The organism is Epilithonimonas hungarica (assembly GCF_900102265.1).
Classification (GTDB): Bacteria; Bacteroidota; Bacteroidia; order Flavobacteriales; family Weeksellaceae; genus Epilithonimonas; species Epilithonimonas hungarica.
In genome coordinates this window covers 436,674-456,431 of record NZ_FNBH01000002.1, presented here as the reverse complement: position 1 = coordinate 456,431, position 19,758 = coordinate 436,674, and the positions used below count along the sequence as shown (strand labels likewise).

At 36.9% G+C, this 19,758-nt stretch carries 19 protein-coding genes; 9 read left to right on the top strand and 10 right to left on the bottom strand.

Annotation, left to right across the window (positions count from 1 at the left end):
- Positions 1-61: 61 nt before the first annotated feature.
- The 3 genes from BLT30_RS09260 to BLT30_RS09250 all read left to right on the top strand — a co-directional run bounded on the left by BLT30_RS09260 (position 62) and on the right by BLT30_RS09250 (position 5,704).
- On the top strand, positions 62-1,375 hold the full coding sequence (locus BLT30_RS09260; RefSeq protein ID WP_089873729.1) for a TolC family protein: 1,314 nt from the start codon (positions 62-64) through the stop codon (positions 1,373-1,375).
- A 71-nt stretch (positions 1,376-1,446) separates the two neighbouring features.
- Positions 1,447-2,508, top strand: coding sequence for an efflux RND transporter periplasmic adaptor subunit (locus BLT30_RS09255; protein ID WP_089873285.1), 1,062 nt, complete (start codon positions 1,447-1,449; stop codon positions 2,506-2,508).
- Positions 2,509-2,515: 7 nt separating this feature from the next.
- Entirely contained in the window at positions 2,516-5,704 is a 3,189-nt protein-coding gene (locus BLT30_RS09250) for an efflux RND transporter permease subunit (RefSeq protein ID WP_089873284.1), read from the top strand.
- Between the two features lie 117 nt (positions 5,705-5,821).
- On the opposite strand, the gene BLT30_RS09245 is transcribed toward BLT30_RS09250, so the two are convergent.
- Positions 5,822-6,268 (bottom strand): KTSC domain-containing protein, encoded by a 447-nt coding sequence (locus BLT30_RS09245; RefSeq protein ID WP_089873283.1) that lies wholly within the window; start codon positions 6,266-6,268, stop codon positions 5,822-5,824.
- A gap of 207 nt (positions 6,269-6,475) precedes the next feature.
- Here BLT30_RS09245 and BLT30_RS09240 point away from each other — a divergent pair, with 207 nt between their 5' ends.
- The gene (locus tag BLT30_RS09240; RefSeq protein ID WP_027384091.1) at positions 6,476-6,880 is read left to right on the top strand and encodes an META domain-containing protein; all 405 of its coding nucleotides are present in this window, start codon (positions 6,476-6,478) and stop codon (positions 6,878-6,880) included.
- Between the two features lie 51 nt (positions 6,881-6,931).
- Here BLT30_RS09240 and BLT30_RS09235 read toward each other — a convergent pair whose 3' ends face one another.
- From BLT30_RS09235 to BLT30_RS09220, 4 genes are all read right to left on the bottom strand, one after another.
- Complete coding sequence (locus BLT30_RS09235; RefSeq protein WP_027384090.1) at positions 6,932-7,174, bottom strand: hypothetical protein; 243 nt, start codon at positions 7,172-7,174, stop codon at positions 6,932-6,934.
- 78 nt (positions 7,175-7,252) lie between these two features.
- Positions 7,253-8,587, bottom strand: a complete 1,335-nt coding sequence (locus BLT30_RS09230) for a hypothetical protein (protein ID WP_089873282.1) — start codon at positions 8,585-8,587, stop codon at positions 7,253-7,255.
- 86 nt (positions 8,588-8,673) lie between these two features.
- Positions 8,674-9,564 (bottom strand): 3-hydroxyacyl-CoA dehydrogenase family protein, encoded by an 891-nt coding sequence (locus BLT30_RS09225; RefSeq protein WP_089873281.1) that lies wholly within the window; start codon positions 9,562-9,564, stop codon positions 8,674-8,676.
- Positions 9,565-9,606: 42 nt separating this feature from the next.
- Positions 9,607-9,948 carry a hypothetical protein gene (locus BLT30_RS09220; RefSeq protein WP_139166612.1) on the bottom strand — a complete coding sequence of 114 codons (342 nt, stop codon included), beginning with the start codon at positions 9,946-9,948 and terminating at the stop codon, positions 9,607-9,609.
- A 218-nt stretch (positions 9,949-10,166) separates the two neighbouring features.
- Here BLT30_RS09220 and BLT30_RS09215 point away from each other — a divergent pair, with 218 nt between their 5' ends.
- A complete protein-coding gene (locus BLT30_RS09215; protein WP_089873279.1) occupies positions 10,167-10,616 on the top strand; it encodes a very short patch repair endonuclease in 450 nt (149 codons plus the stop codon).
- A gap of 2 nt (positions 10,617-10,618) precedes the next feature.
- On the opposite strand, the gene BLT30_RS09210 is transcribed toward BLT30_RS09215, so the two are convergent.
- A complete protein-coding gene (locus BLT30_RS09210; protein WP_089873278.1) occupies positions 10,619-11,437 on the bottom strand; it encodes a M23 family metallopeptidase in 819 nt (272 codons plus the stop codon).
- Between the two features lie 3 nt (positions 11,438-11,440).
- Positions 11,441-12,409 carry a Gfo/Idh/MocA family oxidoreductase gene (locus BLT30_RS09205; protein WP_089873277.1) on the bottom strand — a complete coding sequence of 323 codons (969 nt, stop codon included), beginning with the start codon at positions 12,407-12,409 and terminating at the stop codon, positions 11,441-11,443.
- A gap of 365 nt (positions 12,410-12,774) precedes the next feature.
- Between BLT30_RS09205 and BLT30_RS09200 the strand changes: the two genes are divergently transcribed.
- A complete protein-coding gene (locus BLT30_RS09200; protein ID WP_089873276.1) occupies positions 12,775-14,172 on the top strand; it encodes a hypothetical protein in 1,398 nt (465 codons plus the stop codon).
- A 196-nt stretch (positions 14,173-14,368) separates the two neighbouring features.
- Here BLT30_RS09200 and BLT30_RS09195 read toward each other — a convergent pair whose 3' ends face one another.
- The 3 genes from BLT30_RS09195 to BLT30_RS09185 all read right to left on the bottom strand — a co-directional run bounded on the left by BLT30_RS09195 (position 14,369) and on the right by BLT30_RS09185 (position 17,618).
- A complete protein-coding gene (locus BLT30_RS09195) occupies positions 14,369-15,397 on the bottom strand; it encodes a Gfo/Idh/MocA family oxidoreductase (RefSeq protein ID WP_089873275.1) in 1,029 nt (342 codons plus the stop codon).
- A gap of 287 nt (positions 15,398-15,684) precedes the next feature.
- Positions 15,685-16,509 (bottom strand): SDR family oxidoreductase, encoded by an 825-nt coding sequence (locus BLT30_RS09190; protein WP_089873274.1) that lies wholly within the window; start codon positions 16,507-16,509, stop codon positions 15,685-15,687.
- Positions 16,510-16,640: 131 nt separating this feature from the next.
- Positions 16,641-17,618, bottom strand: a complete 978-nt coding sequence (locus BLT30_RS09185; RefSeq protein WP_089873728.1) for a 3-oxoacyl-ACP synthase III family protein — start codon at positions 17,616-17,618, stop codon at positions 16,641-16,643.
- 192 nt (positions 17,619-17,810) lie between these two features.
- On the opposite strand from BLT30_RS09185, the gene BLT30_RS09180 reads away from it, so the two are divergent.
- Genes BLT30_RS09180 through mazG form a run of 3 tightly spaced genes read left to right on the top strand, consistent with a single transcriptional unit; the run spans position 17,811 to position 19,727 of the window.
- The gene (locus tag BLT30_RS09180) at positions 17,811-18,461 is read left to right on the top strand and encodes a protein-L-isoaspartate(D-aspartate) O-methyltransferase (protein WP_089873273.1); all 651 of its coding nucleotides are present in this window, start codon (positions 17,811-17,813) and stop codon (positions 18,459-18,461) included.
- A complete protein-coding gene (locus tag BLT30_RS09175) occupies positions 18,461-18,925 on the top strand; it encodes a PH domain-containing protein (protein ID WP_089873272.1) in 465 nt (154 codons plus the stop codon). The genes BLT30_RS09180 and BLT30_RS09175 overlap by 1 nt, the downstream gene beginning before the upstream one ends.
- Before the next feature lie 31 nt (positions 18,926-18,956).
- Positions 18,957-19,727 carry a nucleoside triphosphate pyrophosphohydrolase gene (gene mazG, locus BLT30_RS09170; protein WP_089873271.1) on the top strand — a complete coding sequence of 257 codons (771 nt, stop codon included), beginning with the start codon at positions 18,957-18,959 and terminating at the stop codon, positions 19,725-19,727.
- Positions 19,728-19,758: the final 31 nt, after the last annotated feature.

The window sequence follows — 19,758 nt, the reverse complement described above, 5'->3', positions numbered from 1 at the left end:
TTCAAAAAAATAAAAGAAATATAAAAAATTAACGAAGTAATAAACTATGATTAATAACAAAATGATAAAGTGGAGAAAATTGGCTTTAGGCGTTTTGACTGTTACGGGATCACTCTTGTATTCTCAGCAGAGCATTACACTGAAACAAGCCATAGAATATGCTTTGCAGAATAAGTCTGATGCATTGAAAGCAAAGCTGGATATTACAAATGCAGAGGCGAAAATACTAGAGGCAAAAGCAGGTGCGCTTCCGAAAATTAATGGAACAGCTAATCTTACTTATAACCCAATCATACAAGAGATTGCACTTGAAGGTGCGACTATTAAAATGGGTCAGCCTTGGAATGTGAATGCTGGTGTTCAAGTAACTCAAGCAGTTTTTAACCAACAGGTTTTTGTTGGATTGAAAGCAGCAAAATCAACTAAAGAATTCTATCAACTCAATGCAGATTTGACAGATGAACAAATCATTGAAAGGGTTTCTAATGCCTACTTCCAGGTTTTCACAGCCCAGGAAAAGAAAAGTACTTTGGAAAGTAGTTTTGCAAGTACAGAGAAAGTGCGAAACGTAATCAAGAGTTTGTTTGACAATGGATTGTCCAAAAAAATCGATCTGGACAGGACTAATGTTAATTTGACTAATATCGAAACCAATATCAAACAAAGTAATAATGGAATTGCCCAAGCAGAAAATGCCCTGAAATTTTATATGGGAATGCCGATTGAAACCAAAATCCAGCTTGTGCCAGGAGATATGGAAGTTACGCCGCATCTTTTGGAAAATATGGTTAATACTGATGAGAGAACAGAGGTGAAAGTTTTATTGAAAAACAGAGAACTTCTTGAATATCAGAAAAAAGCCACAGAAGCAGCTTATTATCCAACAGTTAATTTAACCGCTAATTACAACTGGCAGGGTATGGGAGAAAAATTTCCATTGATTAATGGACGATCCAATGGCATTATGTGGTCGGATTATTCTTCTATTGGACTAGGTGTTAATATTCCAATCTTCAATGGATTTGCTACCAAAGCAAAAGTTCAACAAAATCAGATTGAGATCGATAAATTGGAAGCAGACTTGAAAGATACCAAACTGGGATTGGACCAAGCTTATCAGAATGCTAAATCGCAAATAGAAAATAGCCTGTCATCAATTGAAAATCAAAAAGCGAATGTAACATTGGCAGAGAGTGTTCTTGCCGATACAAAAAGCAATTATCAATATGGGTTGGCAACACTTACGGATTTGCTAGATGCCGAAAACTCTCTGGTTCAGGCTAAAAATAACTATACTAATGCAATTCTTGATTATAAGATCGCAGAAGTCCAGTATTACAAATCAAAAGGGGAACTTAAAACTTACTTAAAATAAACTATAAAAAATAACGGTCATAAAATGAAATCTTTGATTCCATTTGTCATTAAAAAAAATAATTATTTCAAATGAAAAAAACATTAATATATATCATCGTTGCAGCTGTATTGATTGGTTTGGCTGCCTACAAAATAGCGGATAACAAAAAGAAGCAGGAAACTGAAGTAAAAGAAGTTGCAAGACAAGTTGACAAGATCAATGTTAACGTGATCACAGTTTCCCGTGAAAACATCGATACAGATTATTCTGCAAACGGGACATTTATCCCGAAACAGGAAACTAATCAATCTTCTGAAATATCTGGCCGTATCGTTAGCGTTTTGGTAAAAGAAGGTTCCAGAGTAGGAGCTGGGCAAGTTTTGGCAACTATCAAAAGAGATGCTATCGAAGTGGATGTGACACAAGCTCAAAATACTTTGCAAAATGCGATTATTGACAACCAACGTTACGAAAATGCCTACAAAACAGGAGGTGTTACAAAGCAGCAATTGGACAACTCAAGACTTCAATTGAAAAATGCACAGACTGCGGTGAGAGCCCAAGGCGTAAAGATCAATGATACAAGTGTAAGAGCAGGAATTAGCGGAACGATCAACAAAAAAATGGTTGAGCCGGGAATGGTTGTTGCGCCAGGAACTTCGCTTTTCGAGATTGTTAATATCAATACTTTGAAGCTTTCTGTTCTGGTTGATGAGAGTCAAGTTGGAAGGATCCAATTGGGTCAGGAAGTAAAAATCAATGTTAATGTTTTACCGGAAGATTCTTTCAGCGGTAGAATTACTTTCATTGCTCCTAAAAGTGATGCTTCATTGAATTTCCCGGTTGAAATAGAAGTTCAAAACAGAGGAAACTTGAAAGCTGGTATGTATGCAACTGCGATTTTTAAAACCAACCACGGTGCTGAAACTCAAAATATGCTGACTGTTCCTGCAGAAGCTTTCGTAAATGGGGTGAGCTCTGGACAATTATTTGTTGTTAGCAACGGAACTGCAAAATTAATTAAAGTTCAAACCGGAAAAGTTTACGGTGATAAAGTTCAAATCTTGAGCGGTCTTAATGGTGGTGAACAAGTTATTACCAGCGGACAGATCAACTTAGATAACGGTTCAAAAATCAATATTGTAAAGTAGAGTACAGATGAAGTTAGCAGAAATATCCATTAAAAGACCGTCGCTGGTTATCGTATTATTTACGATTCTGACGCTAGGTGGTTTGTTGAGTTACTCTATGATGGGGTACGAATTGATTCCGAAGTTTGAGACCAATATGGTAACCATTTCTACGGTTTATCCGGGAGCATCGCCTGCAGAGGTGGAAACTTCGGTGACCAGAAAAATTGAGGATGCCGTTGGTTCTTTGGAAAATGTGAAGAAGGTAGAATCTTCATCTTATGAGAGTTTATCGGTGATTATGGTTCAGTTGAACACCGGTGCTGATGTAAACTATGCTTTGAACGATGCACAACGTAAGGTAAATGCGATCTTGGCAGATCTTCCGGAAGATGCAGACCCACCTTCGTTACAGAAATTCTCATTGGATGATTTACCAATTATGACATTGAGTATCACCAGTGATAAGCTTAATAATAAAGACCTTTATGATCTTTTAGATAAAAAAATAGAGCCGATATTTTCCCGTGTAAACGGTGTTGCTCAGGTTGACCTTGTTGGTGGACAGGAGAGAGAGATTCAGGTAAGTCTTGATGAGAAAAAATTGCAAGGTTATGGCCTTTCAATTGGAGACGTACAACAGGCAATTCTTTCTTCAAACTTAGATTTCCCGACAGGAGCTTTGAAGACCAGGACTTCGCGTTCTACGATCAGACTTTCGGGAAAATATAGAGATGTGATGGAAATGAACAATCTTGTGGTCTCTAATAAAGACGGAGCACAAGTTCGTTTATCTGATATTGCAACGGTTTTTGATACGCAGAAAGATGTTGAGAAAGTGGCAAGATTCAATCAGAATTCTACGATTTTGATGCAGATCAAAAAACAATCTGATGCCAATGCAGTATCGGTTTCAGAATTGGTTCAGAAAACAATTGCCCAGGTTCAGGAAAATTATAAAACACAGGCCGTAAAGGTAAATATTGTTGATGACAGTACAGATTTTACCCTTGAAGCAGCGGATCATGTAATATTCGATTTATTCTTGGCAATCATCCTGGTTGCAGTGGTAATGTTATTGTTCCTTCACAACATCAGAAACGCATTCATTGTAATGGTTTCGATTCCGGTATCGCTGATTGCAACTGTAATCGGAATGTATTTGATGGGATACACTTTGAACTTGATGAGTTTATTGGGACTATCACTTGTGGTAGGTATTCTTGTGGATGATGCCATCGTGGTTCTGGAAAACGTTTACCGTCATATGGAGATGGGAAAAAGTAGGATCCGGGCAGCGTATGACGGAGCTTCGGAGATCGGATTTACCGTAACAGCAATTACATTGGTAATCGTGGTGGTATTCTTACCGATTGCGATGAGCTCCGGTTTGGTTTCTGATATCTTGGCACAGTTCTGCGTTACCGTAGTTATCGCAACGATGTTATCTTTACTAGCATCATTTACCATTATTCCTTGGTTATCTTCAAGATTTGGTAAGTTGGTGCATTTGACAGGAAAGAATCCATTCGAGAAATTTATTCTTTGGTTCGAAAAACAATTGGAGAAATTTACACACTGGATCAGTGGAATTTTAGAATGGTGTTTAAAATCGACATTAAGAAGGATAATGACTGTTGTTGTGACATTCCTTATTTTGATCTCTTCCTTTATGTTGGTGGCGTTCGGATTTATCGGAGGAGAATTCTTCCCTAAAATGGACAGAGGACAGTTCCTTGTTCAGATGGAATTACCAAAAGATGCTTCTGTAGAAAAAACCAATCAGGTAACTCTTGCAGTTGAAAAATATCTTAGAAATGATAAAGATGTTGTAGACATGATCACAACGGTTGGTCAGCAGTCATCAGGTTTTGGTGGGGCGCAGGCCACTTTGTATCAATCTGAGATTCAGGTGATCTTAGTTGATAAATCTGAACGTAATGAAAGTACAGATATCAAGTCTGCAAAAATTAAAAGAGCTTTAGAAGAGAAATTCACGGGAGTTGAATTTAAAACAGCGCCAATCGGGTTGATGGGAGCGGATAACGCACCGATTGAACTAGTGGTAACCGCTCAGGATAATGAAACTGCAAACAAGGAAGCAAACAGAATCCTTGAATTACTTAAAAAAGTTCCGGGTTCTGTAGATGCTGAATTATCAACCGATTCCGGAAACCCGGAAGTTCAGGTGAATATCGACAGGGATAAAATGGCTTCTTTAGGTTTAAATCTTTCAAGTGTAGGACAAACGATGCAGACGGCTTTCAGTGGAAATACAGACGGGAAATTCAGAGCAGGAGAGTATGAATATGATATCAATATACGTTTTGGAGATGCGAACAGACAATCTATTGATGATGTAAGAAACCTGATGTTTACAAATCCTCAGGGAGAACAGATCAGACTAAGCCAGTTTGCAGATGTAAAAATGGGTTCAGGACCAAGTTTATTGGAACGTAGAGATAAAGCGCCTTCTGTAAAAGTAAAATCTAAGGTTGTTGGTCGTCCTGTAGGAGATGTTGCCAACGAATGGGCGGCTCAATTCATGGAAAACGAAAAAACAAAACCTGCTGGTGTAACTTACATCTGGAGTGGAGATATGGAAAACCAGACCGAAGGTTTCGGTACTTTAGGAATTGCTTTGTTGGCGGCTATTGTATTGGTTTACTTGGTAATGGTTTCCTTGTATGACTCGTTTGTTTATCCGTTTGTGGTATTATTCTCAATTCCATTGGCATTGATTGGGGTAATGGTAATTCTTGCCATCACAGGAAACTCTTTGAATATCTTTACAATGCTGGGTATGATCATGTTGATTGGTCTGGTGGCAAAGAACGCGATCATGATTGTCGACTTTGCCAATATGAGAAAAGCAGCCGGGGCTAATACGCACGACGCTTTGATTCAGGCCAACCACGCACGTCTTCGTCCGATCCTGATGACAACGATTGCGATGATCTTTGGTATGATCCCGATTGCGATTGCAAAAGGAGCGGGAGCTGAGATGAACAATGGATTGGCTTGGGTAATTATCGGTGGTTTGACATCGTCATTATTCCTTACTTTGATTATTGTACCGGTTGTTTATTCTTTATTTGATTCAATTTTGAGAAGAATGGGTAAACATGAAACAGTGGATTATGACGCTGAGATGAAGGCAGATTATAAGCACAGAGAACTAAGTGAAGACGGATTTACGCCTAAGCACGTAGATTAATATATATTAATTTAGTTAACCGAGAAGCGCATCAATCAATTGATGCGCTTTTTTTAATAATAAAAAAGACCTCCAGAAAATATGAAGGCCCCAATGTGTATTTTTAAATACCGAAAATTAATCCGCCATCACTTCCCCGGATTTTCTATAGATAAAATTTCCGTAGATGTGTCTTCTTGCAAAACGGCTTGGAGAATCGGAATTGACCATTTTGATATAAGTATTTCTTGGAACACCTATGTATTCGAACATTTTTCCATTGAGATGCTGAACGGTCAAAATCGATTTCTCAAGATAAAAATCCTGAATATTAGATTTTGTAATAGTTTCCGTATATTCTTCTTTATATTTTTCCTGAGTTTCTTCGTGGATGCTTACTAGAAAATGATAAGCTTCTATCACAGATTTGCTTTTCTCTTCCGCTTCCAGTTTTCCTTCTTCATTATTTACAAATTTATCAGGATGCGTGTCCTTCATCGTATTTCTGTAGATGGTCTTCAAATCCTTCAGAGTTGCTGTTTTATCAATACCAAGAAGCTTTCTGTGTTCTGCGATTCTTTTCATATTATGATCCTTTATTTCGGGGTGCAAAATTAGGCTATTAAAATTAATAAATCATAACTTATTCATTATTAATTTGATTGGTGTTTCAGAAATTGATTTTTTCATAATAGATTTAATTTTTGATTATTGATCTTGTGCTGTCTTTTTTCAGTATGAATATTATGTTAAGGAATAAAATCTTATCTTTGAAAGGTAATTCTTTATGAAATGAAAAAACTTATTTTAATATCCATATTATCTCTGTCTATTGTTTCTTGTACAAGCAGATTAGGAAATGCTTCCAAAGTTGGAAAAAACCAAGCGCCTATTACAGGGACACAGTGGGTTTTAGCAGATGATATCACAAATAAGCCAACGTTATTGATCGAGCAGAACAGAATCTCTGGAAACGCAGGTTGCAATAACTATTTTTCTGAGGCCACAATAGACACTTCTGCAGGTAATTTTTCTGCAAAAGCTATTGGTTCTACAAGGAAAATGTGCAACAATATGACAACTGAGACCAGTTTTCTAAGTGTTTTGCCAGAAGTGAACAAGTATGTAGTGACAGAAACTACATTGGAACTTTATAAGGACAATCTTTTATTATTGAAGTTTAATAAACAACAATAAATTGAAATAATCCCACAAAAAAAGGAACTCACATCTGAGTTCCTTTTTTTATTATTCTTCGTCTTCCTCGTCGTCGTATTTTGCAAGTTCTTCATCACACCATTTGAAGGCTTCTTCCACAACTTTTGTAGCCTCGTTTGCTACAGTTTCTTCATCATCCCCTTCCAAGTCGTCCAACCATTCTACATCCTCTTCTTCTACGTTAAGGATGAAACGCGGATACTCTGTGTGTACTACAAAAAGATCTTCTGGGAAATCAGAATTGTCGGCTAATAAAAACTTAGGTAATTTCATAATATAAAATTTTAATATAAATCAGAGTATTTGTGACATCACTCTATTTTTCAAAGATAGAAAATTTCCCGAAAAGAATTATTGATAATTGTTTTTTTTGATCCTGATCTTACTTTCTACCTTATATCTTGTCAATACGTTGTTTTTCACAGTATCTGCAGCCTTGAAAGTGATATAAACTCTAGGATTCACTGTGCTGATAAGTTCTGCAACTTGAACTTCATCCAAGTTTTCAAGCGTTTCTGTATAATATTCGAAGGTCGTATCCTTCAGTTTCTCTTTTTCCAGGAACTCAGAGATCGTTTTTCTATTCTCCAGATAATTGCCCTTGGATAGCCAGGTGAAGATAAAACCTGTCATCAGGCTTAGAAAAGCGATGGAATAGACTGTATCATCAAATATCTGAAATAACTTTCTTAAAAAAACAATCCATATCCCAATGGAAAAAGGAGCAAGCAATCTATAATCCATCGGATTGATCCAATAAAAATACTGGATGAAATAAGAACAAACGATGCAAATCAGAGAGACGACAAGGATGAATCTCTCCGTTTCAGAAAGTTTGGTTTTCACGAATAGAAATATCATTGCCATAATTGTCACAACGCCTAAACCATAGATCCCATAATTGATAATTCCGCCATTGGGGTCAGCTATATGGACAAACGGATCAAAAGTGGTCGCAAGTCCCTGAAATAGTTCCGGGATTAAAGTAGAGGTGGGTTTTAGTCCAATTTCTAGAGATTGGGCAATGTAATTTTCATTAAAATAATCGATGAAGATCAATTTGTAAAGTCCATAAAAACCAATTCCCAATACGCCTGAAATTACAAAGGTCTTCCAATAGTTTTTCCTGAAATTCATCATCCCGAAAGCCAAAATCCCTAAACAAAAGAATAATGCACTGTAACGGATATTGAGAAGTAGGACAAGTAAAAGCGTAAGAAAAAAGATGCCCTGGATCTCTGTTAATTTATTTTTGAAAATTTGCCGGGCTGTAAAGAATAGTAGTATCACAAAAGGCAATGTAAAAGCTTCGCTCATCGTAAAAGAAAAGATGCTTACAAAACTGAACAGAGAAGAAACGACCAAGAGTTCTTTGAAGTAAAACTTTTTCTTGTAGGCGAATACCAATATAAAAGTATATGCAAAAAGTCCCACCAATTTGCTGCCCCAAAATTCATCTACTCCGAAGAACGTAAAGAACCTGATGGATAATGGATAGCCCAAAGGCGCAATTGTATCATCTATGATGGGAAACACATTGGCCTGTCGCAGATATCTTATAGAGTCAGGGCTTACGCGTCCTTTTTCGTTCAGCAGAAATCTTAGAACGATCATTATATAAGTAGCGATAATTAAGAAAAGCTGTAAGATTTTCTCGTATCTTGAATTGAGTTTTATGGCAATCATAGTTTAAAAATAAAAAAACTTTGTCAAAACTGATCCTGACAAAGTTATAAATAGTGATCCGAAATTACTAATTGGCAATTTTAGAATTATTTCAAAAACATTTTCGAAACTTTTTCAGCCTTTTTACTTTCAGAGTAATCATAGAAACCTTCGCCGGATTTTACACCTTTCTTACCCGCCATTACCATATTCACCAATAGAGGATTTGGCGCGTATTTCGGATTTTTAAAACCGTCGTACATCACGTTGAGAATAGCAAGGCAAACATCCAGCCCAATAAAGTCTGCCAGCTGCAAAGGTCCCATTGGATGAGCCATTCCGAGTTTCATGACTGTATCTATTTCTTCAACGCCTGCAACGCCATTATATAACGTTTCAATCGCTTCATTGATCATCGGCATCAGGATTCTGTTGGCTACAAATCCTGGATAATCATTAACTTCAACCGGAACTTTTCCCAATTTTTTTGACATTTCGAAAATTGTATCAAATGTATCTTTAGATGTCGAATAACCTTTGATGATCTCCACCAATTTCATGATCGGGACAGGATTCATGAAATGCATTCCGATTACTTTTTCCGGACGTTTTGTTGCTGCCGCAATTTGTGTAATGGAAATAGAAGAGGTGTTGGTCGCCAGGATGCAGTTTTCAGGGGCCAATTCGTCCATTTGTGCAAATATTCTCAGCTTAAGGTCAAGATTCTCTGTCGCAGCTTCTACAATGAGGTCAGCGGTAGGAGCTGCATCTTTGATATCTGTGAAGGTCTTGATATTGCCCAAAGTTTGTGCTTTTTCTTCTTCTGTAAGATTGCCTTTTGCAATGATCCTGTCTAGATTGGTCGTAATGGTTTTCAGAGCTTTGTCCAGATTTTCCTGTTTTACATCCACGAGATTTACCGTAAAACTGCTTTGTGCAAAGGTATGTGCAATACCATTTCCCATAGTTCCCGCTCCGATGACAACGATGTTTTTCATTCTATATTTTGATTTTATTTTAATGCTTCTGTTCTTACACTGTCAAAAAAAATGATTCCCAAATTTTGCTTCCATTTCCAGGTTCATCATTCTTTGATAGCATTTTTTACTTTTTTCGATTCCTTCCTGTTCAACAATACAAGAAGGTGGGTATTTTGTTTTATAAATTACTTTTATATTCTTCTTTTTCAAAATATTGCTAAATGCTTTATTTGAGGATTTTTTGTCATTCAAATATTGATATTCATAATAAATATACTTGCCTTTTTCAAAATCTGATTTAGCTAATTTTTGAGCATCTTGACAATTTAGAGCCATTTGTTTATTTTCTGAACAAGAAAATAATATGAGAAAACAAAGTATTATTTCGATCGTCTTTTTCAAATGATGATATATTTATTACTTCAAGATAATTGTCTGATCATTATTAAGGATTTTTGTTCTTATTAATAATGATACTCGATTGTAAATATATCATATTTTCCGAATCCGAAAAGTGATCTTATTCATATATCATAAAAATCTGGAAATAATTCAAATTAGTATTTTTGGTCTTAGTTTTGGATTTAACATAATATTCAGACTATTAGCAAACTTTTCCAATGAAACAACCTGAAACATACATCAGAGATAAACGTTCTCCGATTCCAAAGAGCGAGAGTGTTTCCAGGGTCATGAGTAAGAACAAAAGCAAAAATACCAAACCGGAATTGCTGCTTAGGAAAGAGTTGTGGAAGAATGGGATCCGCGGATATAGGCTTCACTCAAAAAAAATCCCGGGAAAACCAGATATTGCCTTTATCTCAAAAAAGATCGCGATTTTTGTCAACGGCTGTTTCTGGCACAGATGTCCATATTGTCAATATAAATTACCGAAAACGAACAGAGATTTTTGGAAAAATAAGTTCGAAAATAATATCGCAAGAGACCTGAAGGCTATTGATCAGTTGAAAGAAATGAATTGGAAATCCATTACGATCTGGGAATGTGAACTAAAGGATAAAGAAAAACTGGAACAGGCTGTCCAAAAAATAAAGAATAAGTTAGGTTGATCTTATTCATAATTTCTTGTATATCGCTTTTGTTCTTGAAGGTAGATTGGTTCTGTACTCTCTTTCACTTTAAATTTTGTTTTATAATAATTTCTTTCTCCATCTATTTTATTGGTGAAAACTGAAAAATGAAGATGAGGTCCTTTGCTCCATCCGGTATTTCCACTGTATCCTATGAGCTGTCCTTGTTTCACTTCATCGCCTTTGTTTACAATGATACCATTTTTTTTGAGATGGGCATATTCTGCGAAAGTTCCGTCATCGTGAAGAATGATGATCTTATTATTATATTTGGCACAGTCCTTTGTGAAGCATGCCTGGTCAGAATCAGATTTTGTAGTAACGACTTTTCCGCTTCTAGCCGCAAAAATTCCTGTTCCCAATTTATGACTGAAATCCAAAGCATAAGCGTTCTGATGAGAAAAATTTCCATTATAACCTTGATAGATTGACTGTGAAGTTCCAACAGAGTAGGGCAACCAATAAGTTTCATCAGGGTTCGATGGTTTTGAATTCACATCTCCGAAAACATAAAATACATTATAACTAAATTTGAAGCCCTTAGATTTATTTTCAACATCAATTCTGGAAATGATAAATTTCTTAGCATTTGCAGGAACAACAATGATGCTTTTATTTCCCAGGCTGGATTTTATATTCTCTCCGGTGTATTCATATTCTACGCTTATAGGGCAGATCTCATTATTATCAGCATATACGACATTTGTTTTGTTGTCAAGATATTTGTCAAATTTTATATCGGGATCTTGAGAGAAAAAGAATAATGGGAGTATTACTAAAAAATATTTTATATAATTCATGTTTTAATTTTTCTGTATCAACCTCACGATCTCCAGCGCCACTTTCAAGGCCTCGGTTCCGTCTTCCAAGGAGACTTGTACAGGAACATCATATTCGATAGCATTCGCGAAACTTTCTAATTCGTCAAGAATGGCATTGTTCGGCTGGATGTTCGGATATTCGAAAAGGATCTGGTTTTTCTCACCTTCCGCATTTTCAATGATCATATCAAAATCAGATGGATTTTCCGGTGCAGGTTTCATTCTGATAACTTCCGCTTTTTTCTCCAGGAAATCTACTGAAACGTAGGCATCTTGTTGGAAAAACCTCGATTTTCTCATGGCTTTCATCGATATTCTGGAAGTTGTGAGATTCGCGACACAGCCATTTTCAAACTCTATTCTGGCGTTACAGATGTCCGGCGTTTTGCTCACAACAGAAACGCCGCTTGCATGGATCAGTTTCACTTTCGATTTTACAAGACTAAGCAGAATATCCAGGTCATGGATCATCAGATCCAAAACCACAGAAACATCCGTTCCTCTCGGGTTGAACTCAGCCAGCCTGTGGATCTCTATGAACATTGGATTTTTAATATGATCTTTTGCACCAATAAAAGCCGGATTGTATCTTTCAACATGTCCAACCTGCGCCTTGATCCCAAATTCTCTGCATTTGAAAAGGATTTCCTCAGCTTGCTGCAAGGTTTGTGTCACAGGTTTTTCGATGAAGAAATGGATCCCTTTATCAATTGCTTTCATCGCATAATCGTAGTGGTAAACGGTTGGGGTTACAATGTCCAACATTTCAACTTCATCTAATAATTCCTCGAAACTTTCAAAATATTTATAACCGAATTCGGCCGCAAGTTTTTTACCATTTTCAACATCTTTATCGTGAAAACCAACAAGTTCATATTTCTCAGATTGATTCAGTAATCTCAAATGGATTTTTCCAAGATGCCCTGCTCCTACAAGTCCTGCTTTTATCATAGCTCAATTTTTCTTAAGTCGTAAATTTAAGAATTATAGCAACTCGGCATCAAAAAAAGACATACAATTTTTCATGATTTGAGTCTTGTTATTTAGTCGAATTTTGAGAGTGAGTATTGATTACAAACAATTTTATTTTAATCTTTCTCAGTAACCTCTTTTTTTTCCAATACGAATAATCTGATCATAATCTATTAGTTTTATGTAAAGATTGTTTTATAATCATTATGAATGTTATTTTGTTGTTTTTTAATTGATTATTGTTTAATTTATTTTTTATAATATTTATTTTAGTTTATAAAAATAAATTTTATTAATATTTATATTGATTTTTTTTACATTTGCATCGAACAAAAACACAAAAGATGAAAAAAGTTTATCTATCCATTGCATTGGTTGCATTTGGATTCACTTTTGGGCAAGTTGGTGTCAACACCGATAGTCCCAAAACGACATTAGATGTCAGTGCCAAAAGAGATATCTCAGGAAGTATTACTGATAATACTCAACACATCGGTCTTCAGTCTCCACGGCTTACCAGAGCTGAGCTTACAAATAATACTGCAACTTATGGAACCGATCAAACGGCAGCTCTTATTTATGTTACCGATGTTTCTGGAGGAGATACCAATATCCCGAGAACTTATGTGGATTCGCCGGGTTATTACTATTTTGATGGGGTTCTTTGGCAGAAGTTTACGGGAGGTAATGCTTCTGGAGGAACGGAACCATGGAAAGTGCGTACTACTGATACAGAAGCAACTCTTAATACGCAGGATATCTATCAAAAAGGAAATGTAGCAGTAGGTACCAGTCAAGGTCTGGGCACTTTTCATATTGATGCAACAAAAGATAATTCCACGACTGGAACGCCTACGACCACACAGGTATTAGATGATATTATCGTAACACCAAAAGGAAGGGTTGGAGTTGGATATTCTCCTTCAGATACTGTTTTTGGGAGCAATCAGTTTGATGATAAGTGGACCTTCCAGGCCAACAGCGATCTGGATATTAATTATAGTTTGGCGACCACCAATAATGCACAGGCCATCGTACATCGTAACATTATTTCATCAGGAGCTATCGGAGCTAGGACTGCCAGGCCAAATGGAACTTCTATTGCAGCATTTGAAGGACATACTTCCACGTCCAGTAATAATTATGGACTGACCACGGCAGTTACACAACAGCGGGCAGGAATTGTTTTACGAACAGGGAAGTATACATCGGTGGGAGGAGAGATTTGGTTGGGAACTTCAGGTGCAAATAGTGATGGTAGTGCGTCATCTACAGCAGCCAATGTCTATCGTGCTATTATGGATGAAAGGGGAAACTGGTCTCTGGGTGCTGATCCCAATGTGGATGCCTTTTATAGAAATCCTACCCAAAGACTTGACTTGATATTAGGCGGAGTACGTATAGATGCACTGGGTTATGGAACTTTAGCGGCATGGCAAACTTTGCAGGCAGCCCAGCGCCCTAATTATATCAGTACCAATCCGAGTGATAGGATAGTTGTAGTGGATGCTAACGGTGTTTTGAAGACCATCGATCGCTCAGTATTGGCCAAATCTTCTATGGTAGAAGAAAAACCCCAGACTCAACTCCATGTAATAAAGAATGCCTCCGACATAACTCCTGCTATCATTCAGGGATGTCCTGTTTACGACAACGAGGCATCGGCGCAAACCGATGAGGTCTTACCAGAAGGAGGTTTGTATAGAATTAAAGGAAGTGGAGTGTTGATGATCAAGTATTGATTTTGTAATTAGAAATTCATATCAAAATGAAAAGACCCAGAATTACGATTCTGAGTCTTTTCATTTTAAATATTTTTTTTGACAACTTATCAGTTTTTTACCCCAAATCTTTTGCCGACGAACTCAATTTAAATCTGGACGTCATACAAAAAAGGATTTCCGTTAAGGCCTAAGGAAGGGAGCTCTAACTATGATTTTATAATTCAATTACTTCCCTTTTTTCAGAGCTTTCCTTAGCAGCTTCAATTACTTTCATTGTATGAAAAGCTTGTTTGGCTGTCACGGGAACTTTTTTATCATTCACGATTGCACTGTAAAGGTCATCGTAAAAATCCAGATAGTTGCCTTGGAAAGTCGGAAAGTTTATAACTCTGTCGTTATAAACTAAAAGTCCGGTTTTTTCCTCTGGCTCAGTTCCCCAATTTTCACGATTGGGAACTTTTCCAAGCTTCAATTCATCTTCTTGGATATCAGCCCTGTGTTTTAGAAAACTTCCTTTTTTGCCGTGGAAAACATAAGCTGGTGTTGGTTCTTTGACGAAATAACTGGATTTCAATCTCACACGCTTGTCAGGGTAATAGAGCAAAATATCAAAATAATCATCGATTTGCGTATTTTCTCTCGTTCTTCTAATGTCGGCAAAAACCTTTTCCGGATTTCCGAATAATGTCAAAGCTTGATCGATCACATGCGAGCCCAGATCCATCAAGATACTTGCGCCAGGATTTCCATTTTCCTTCCAAGCTTTCGGACTCAGTTCAGGATTATATCTTTCGAAACGGATTTCTGCTTCCACGATCTCTCCAAGATAATCTTCGTCCAAAACTTTTTTAACGGTCCGGAAATCGCTGTCGTATCTTCGGTTTTGGTAGACGCAGAGTTTCAGGTTTTTCTCTTTGGCAAGCTTGTGCAATTCCTCTGCTTCATGAGAAGTGGTTGTGAAAGCTTTTTCAACTAAAGCGTGTTTTCCGGCCTCTAAAACTTTTTTTGTAAATTCGAAATGGGTATCGATTGGTGTGTTGACAACAATTAATTCCGCATCACTTTCTAATACTTCTTCCAAAGAATTAAAACTTTTAACCCCAGAATAATCTGTCTGTATATTTTTTTTGCTTCGTTCGTAGGCTCCTATTAATTCAAATCCTTCATTAACTTCAAGAAATGGTGCGTGAAAAAGTTTCCCCGAACCGCCGTAAGCCAACAAAGCAGTCTTTATCTGTCTCATAAATTTTAAAATAATTTTGATGATGCAATTTAACCAAATAAAAATTCAAGCCACAAAACTTGCAACTTGAATGTGTTTTTTAGTTTAAATCTCTCAAAGATTTATTAATGACGTAGATTTCTAAAAAAAATATCTGCCAAATCAGCACAATCTGCGAGATATTCTAGTTAAAGGCTTCGAGATCCCCAGCCTGACATCGCTGAAAATAAACTATTAGTATTGGATTTGTCAGTCTGAGCGTAGTCGAAGACCTTCAAAATTTCTCAAACTCTCACGCTCCAACCCAACTATCCCATAATATGAAAACCACCATCAACGTGACGGATTTCCCCGGTAATCCTGGTTTCTTTTCGGAAAAGATGAACGATTTCGTGCGCTAAATCTTCAGGCAAAGCATTACCCAACGGACTGATCCTGTTCGCTCTTTCCACATCTTCAACCTTCAAAGTTGCGTTTCCGGCCTTACTTCCCATGTAGGGTGAGAATCGGATGGCGTTCGCGCGAATACCATGTTTTACACCTAATTCATAAGCCATTTCAATCGTCAATCTTTCAAGTGCTGCTTTCGCAATACTCATATTGATGTAAGGGAAAAAGGAAACTTTCTCCGCCGCGATATAACTTAATGAAACTATCGAAGCACCGTTTTGCAAAACACCATTGTATAATAATGAATGGCACAGCGTAACCAATGAAAATGCAGACACATTCATCGTGTCATTGAATTCCTCGGCGGTCACTTCCAGCATTGGTTTCACGGATTTGTTCCGGATGGTTTTATCCATTGCGATGGCGTGAAGAAATCCATTCAGCTGAATATCTTTATTCTTCAAATCATCAGCAAAATGGCTTAAGCTTTCCGGTAAGGTCACATCTAATGGAGCTGTGTAAATATCATTTCCTAAAACTTTTTTGCAGGCATTTTCGAAGTCTTCATAATTTTTATTGAGAAAAGATTCTGCTTTTTCAGAAAGATTTTTGTGAAAAGGTGTTACGCCCAAACCTGTACAAACAACTTTTCCGTTGTTTTCAAGGATTTTTTCAGCGGTTTTCATCGCTAATGAATTTTCATCTGCAATTCCGGTAATAAGGAAAGTTTGATTTTCTAACATAGTTTCCAAGTGTTATATATTAACGCAAAGGCGCTATTTTTTTAATTTGATTTTGTTTAAAAGTCGCCAACGAAAACTTTGCGACTTTTATGAGTTCTGTATTTTAATTCTTGCGACTTTGCGATAAAAAATTAAGCTTTATAAAGTGCAGTTCCCCAAGTCCAGCCGGAGCCAACAGCTGCAAAAAGCAAAAGATTTCCGGGCTGGATTTTTCCGCTTTTGTAAGTTTCATCAAGGACAATCGGGATAGTTCCGCCGGAAGTGTTGGCGTATTTGTCCATGTTCGTCATCACTTTTTCGAACGGGATATTGGTTTTCCTGGCTGTTTCCTGTAAAATTCTGATGCTTGGCTGATGGGGAATGACCCAATCTACATCATCGGAAGTCAGCTTATTGGCTCCTAAAATTTCATTGATTGTTTCCGGCAAAACTCTGGTTGCAGTTTCAAAAACTTCTTTTCCATTCATTTGGAAATAATGAAGTTTCTGTTTCAAAGTTTCTTCAGAAGCCGGCATTTCTGAGCCACCTGCAGGAATATTGAAATGATATTTTCCAGTTCCATCTGCATGAAGTTTAAAATCGAAAAAGCCTTTATCTTCAGTCGTAGCAGATAACAAAATTGCGCCAGCACCATCTCCAAAGAAAACCGAATCTTTTCTTTCCCAATCGGTAATTGTTGAAAAAGTATCGGCGCCGATGACCAAAACATTTTTATACATTCCGGTTTCGATAAACTGACATCCGATTGCGATCCCGTAAAGTCCGCCAGAACAAACTGCAGAAATGTCGAAAGCAACAGCTTGAGGCGCTTCCATTTTTTCCTGAACAAAACACGCTGTTGACGGTGCTTGTCTGTCAGGCGTAGAAGTGGCAACAATGATCAGGTCTATGTCTTTTGGTTTTACACCGGTATTTTCCAAAGCTTTCAGTCCGGCTTTGTAGGCCAGGTCGCTGGTCACTTCACCTTCGGCGATCCGGCGCTCTCTGATTCCCAGATTCTTAAAAATCCACTCATCGGAAGAACCTACTTTTTCGAAAAAATCATTTTTTAAAATTTTTGGAGGAACGTATGAACCGGTTCCTTTGATGTAAGCTCTTAATTTCTGCATAACGTCCATTCTTTCATTCAATTAATTGAAAATATATTTAAATTTTTAATAAAAAAACAATCAAAGCTATAAACTTTATTCTGATTAGCGGTTAATTATCTGATATATTTTTAAAATAATGATTCTTGTTTGGATTTTAAAATTTTACTTCGGAAATTGCAGTCTGGATTTGAAAAACTACTGATTAAGATAATGAGAGATACTTACGTTCACAAAGGCAAAAGAAAACAATTGATCGATTATCTTCATCAGAAAATCGGTATTACGGACTCTTTGGTCTTGAATGCAATGAACGAAGTTCCCAGACATCTTTTCATAGAAAGTGTTTTCGAAGATTATGCTTACGAAGACCGTGCTTTTCCTATCGCTTCCAAACAGACGATTTCCCATCCTTCAACTGTTGCCGAACAAACCGAATTGCTGGAAGTGAATGAAGGCGAGAAAGTGTTGGAAATAGGTACAGGGTGCGGTTATCAGACAGCAGTTCTTATCCAAATGAAAGCATTGGTTTACACCATTGAGCGTCAAAAAGAGCTGTATAATTTTTCTACTAAGATTCTGCGAGAATTGAATCTAAGACCTAAATTCCAAAGCTTCGGAGACGGATTTGCAGGTTTGCCGACATTTGCTCCTTTTGATAAAGTATTAGTGACTTGTGGTGCGGAAGTTCTCCCAACCGAATTATTGAAACAATTAAAAGTTGGCGGTAAAATGGTAATTCCATTAGGAAAAACCGATGAACAGATTCTTTACAGATTTACGAAGATTTCTGATACGCAGTTTGAAAAGGAGGAATTCGGCGTTTATAAATTTGTTCCGATGCTTCAAAATAAATCGCATTAATGAATATTTACAAAAGCAAAAGAGATTGGATTTATGGTTCTTTATTTTTAGGGATCGGTTTGCTTTTTATGATCATTATTTTCTCAGCTTATTTTGATATGTCTTTTTCCGAATGGCTGATAATGGCAATTATTTTGTCGGGAATCAATACGGTTTTATTGATCAGTTTTTTCTTTATTAAAATTAGAATTGACAGCGAAGATCTAGTTGTGAATGTTATCTTCGATATTTTCAGGGTCAGTATTTTTAAAATCACAAAAATCCGAATCGGAGAAACAATGTGGAGCGGATTTCACAAATATGGTACTTCGGTTGGTGGATTGATTGTCTTTTCGAAATTTAAGAACGACCTTTATATCACACCTGAAAATCGGGATGAATTTTTAAAGAAATTATTGGAAATCAACAGTCATATCATTATTGATGATGTTAGGGTCAAAAAGGCTTCGAGAGCCTCAGCCTGACATTATCTTTATCAAATATCATTCATCATTTATGAATACACGACAAGAAAAAATGGAAGCTTTTGGAAGGCTTCTCGATATAATGGATGACCTGCGGGAAAAATGTCCGTGGGATCAAAAGCAGACTTTTGAGACGCTTCGTCATCTGACTTTGGAAGAAACTTACGAATTATCGGATGCACTTCTGAATGAGGATTTGCAGGAAATCAAAAAGGAACTGGGCGATGTGCTTTTACATTTGGTTTTCTACGCGAAAATAGGCTCGGAAAAAGAGAGTTTTGATATTGCTGATGTCATCAATTCTTTGAATGAAAAGCTGATTTTCCGTCATCCACATATTTATGGCGATACCATTGCCGAAGATGAAGAAGCGGTGAAGCAAAATTGGGAAAAACTGAAACTGAAGGAAGGAAATAAATCCATTTTATCGGGTGTTCCGAAAGGTTTACCACCAATTATCAAGGCTTATAGAATTCAGGATAAAGTGAAAGGGATCGGATTTGAGTTTGATTCTGCGGACGATGCCTGGGCAAAAGTGCGAGAGGAACTGCAGGAATTTCATCAGGAAACGGACAAGGATAAAAAAGAAACAGAGTTAGGTGATGTTTTTTTCTCTTTGATTAATTATTCGAGAATCTCCGGACTGAACGCAGACACAGCTTTGGAAAAAACCAATTCGAAATTCATTTTCAGATTTCAGAAAATGGAGGAGTTGGCTCTTAGCAAAAATTTGATTTTGTCTGATTTAAACCTTGTTGAGATGGACAAACTTTGGGAGGAAGCCAAGGTTTTTGAAAAATAAACTTTGCGGATATATTTAATTTGTATATTTG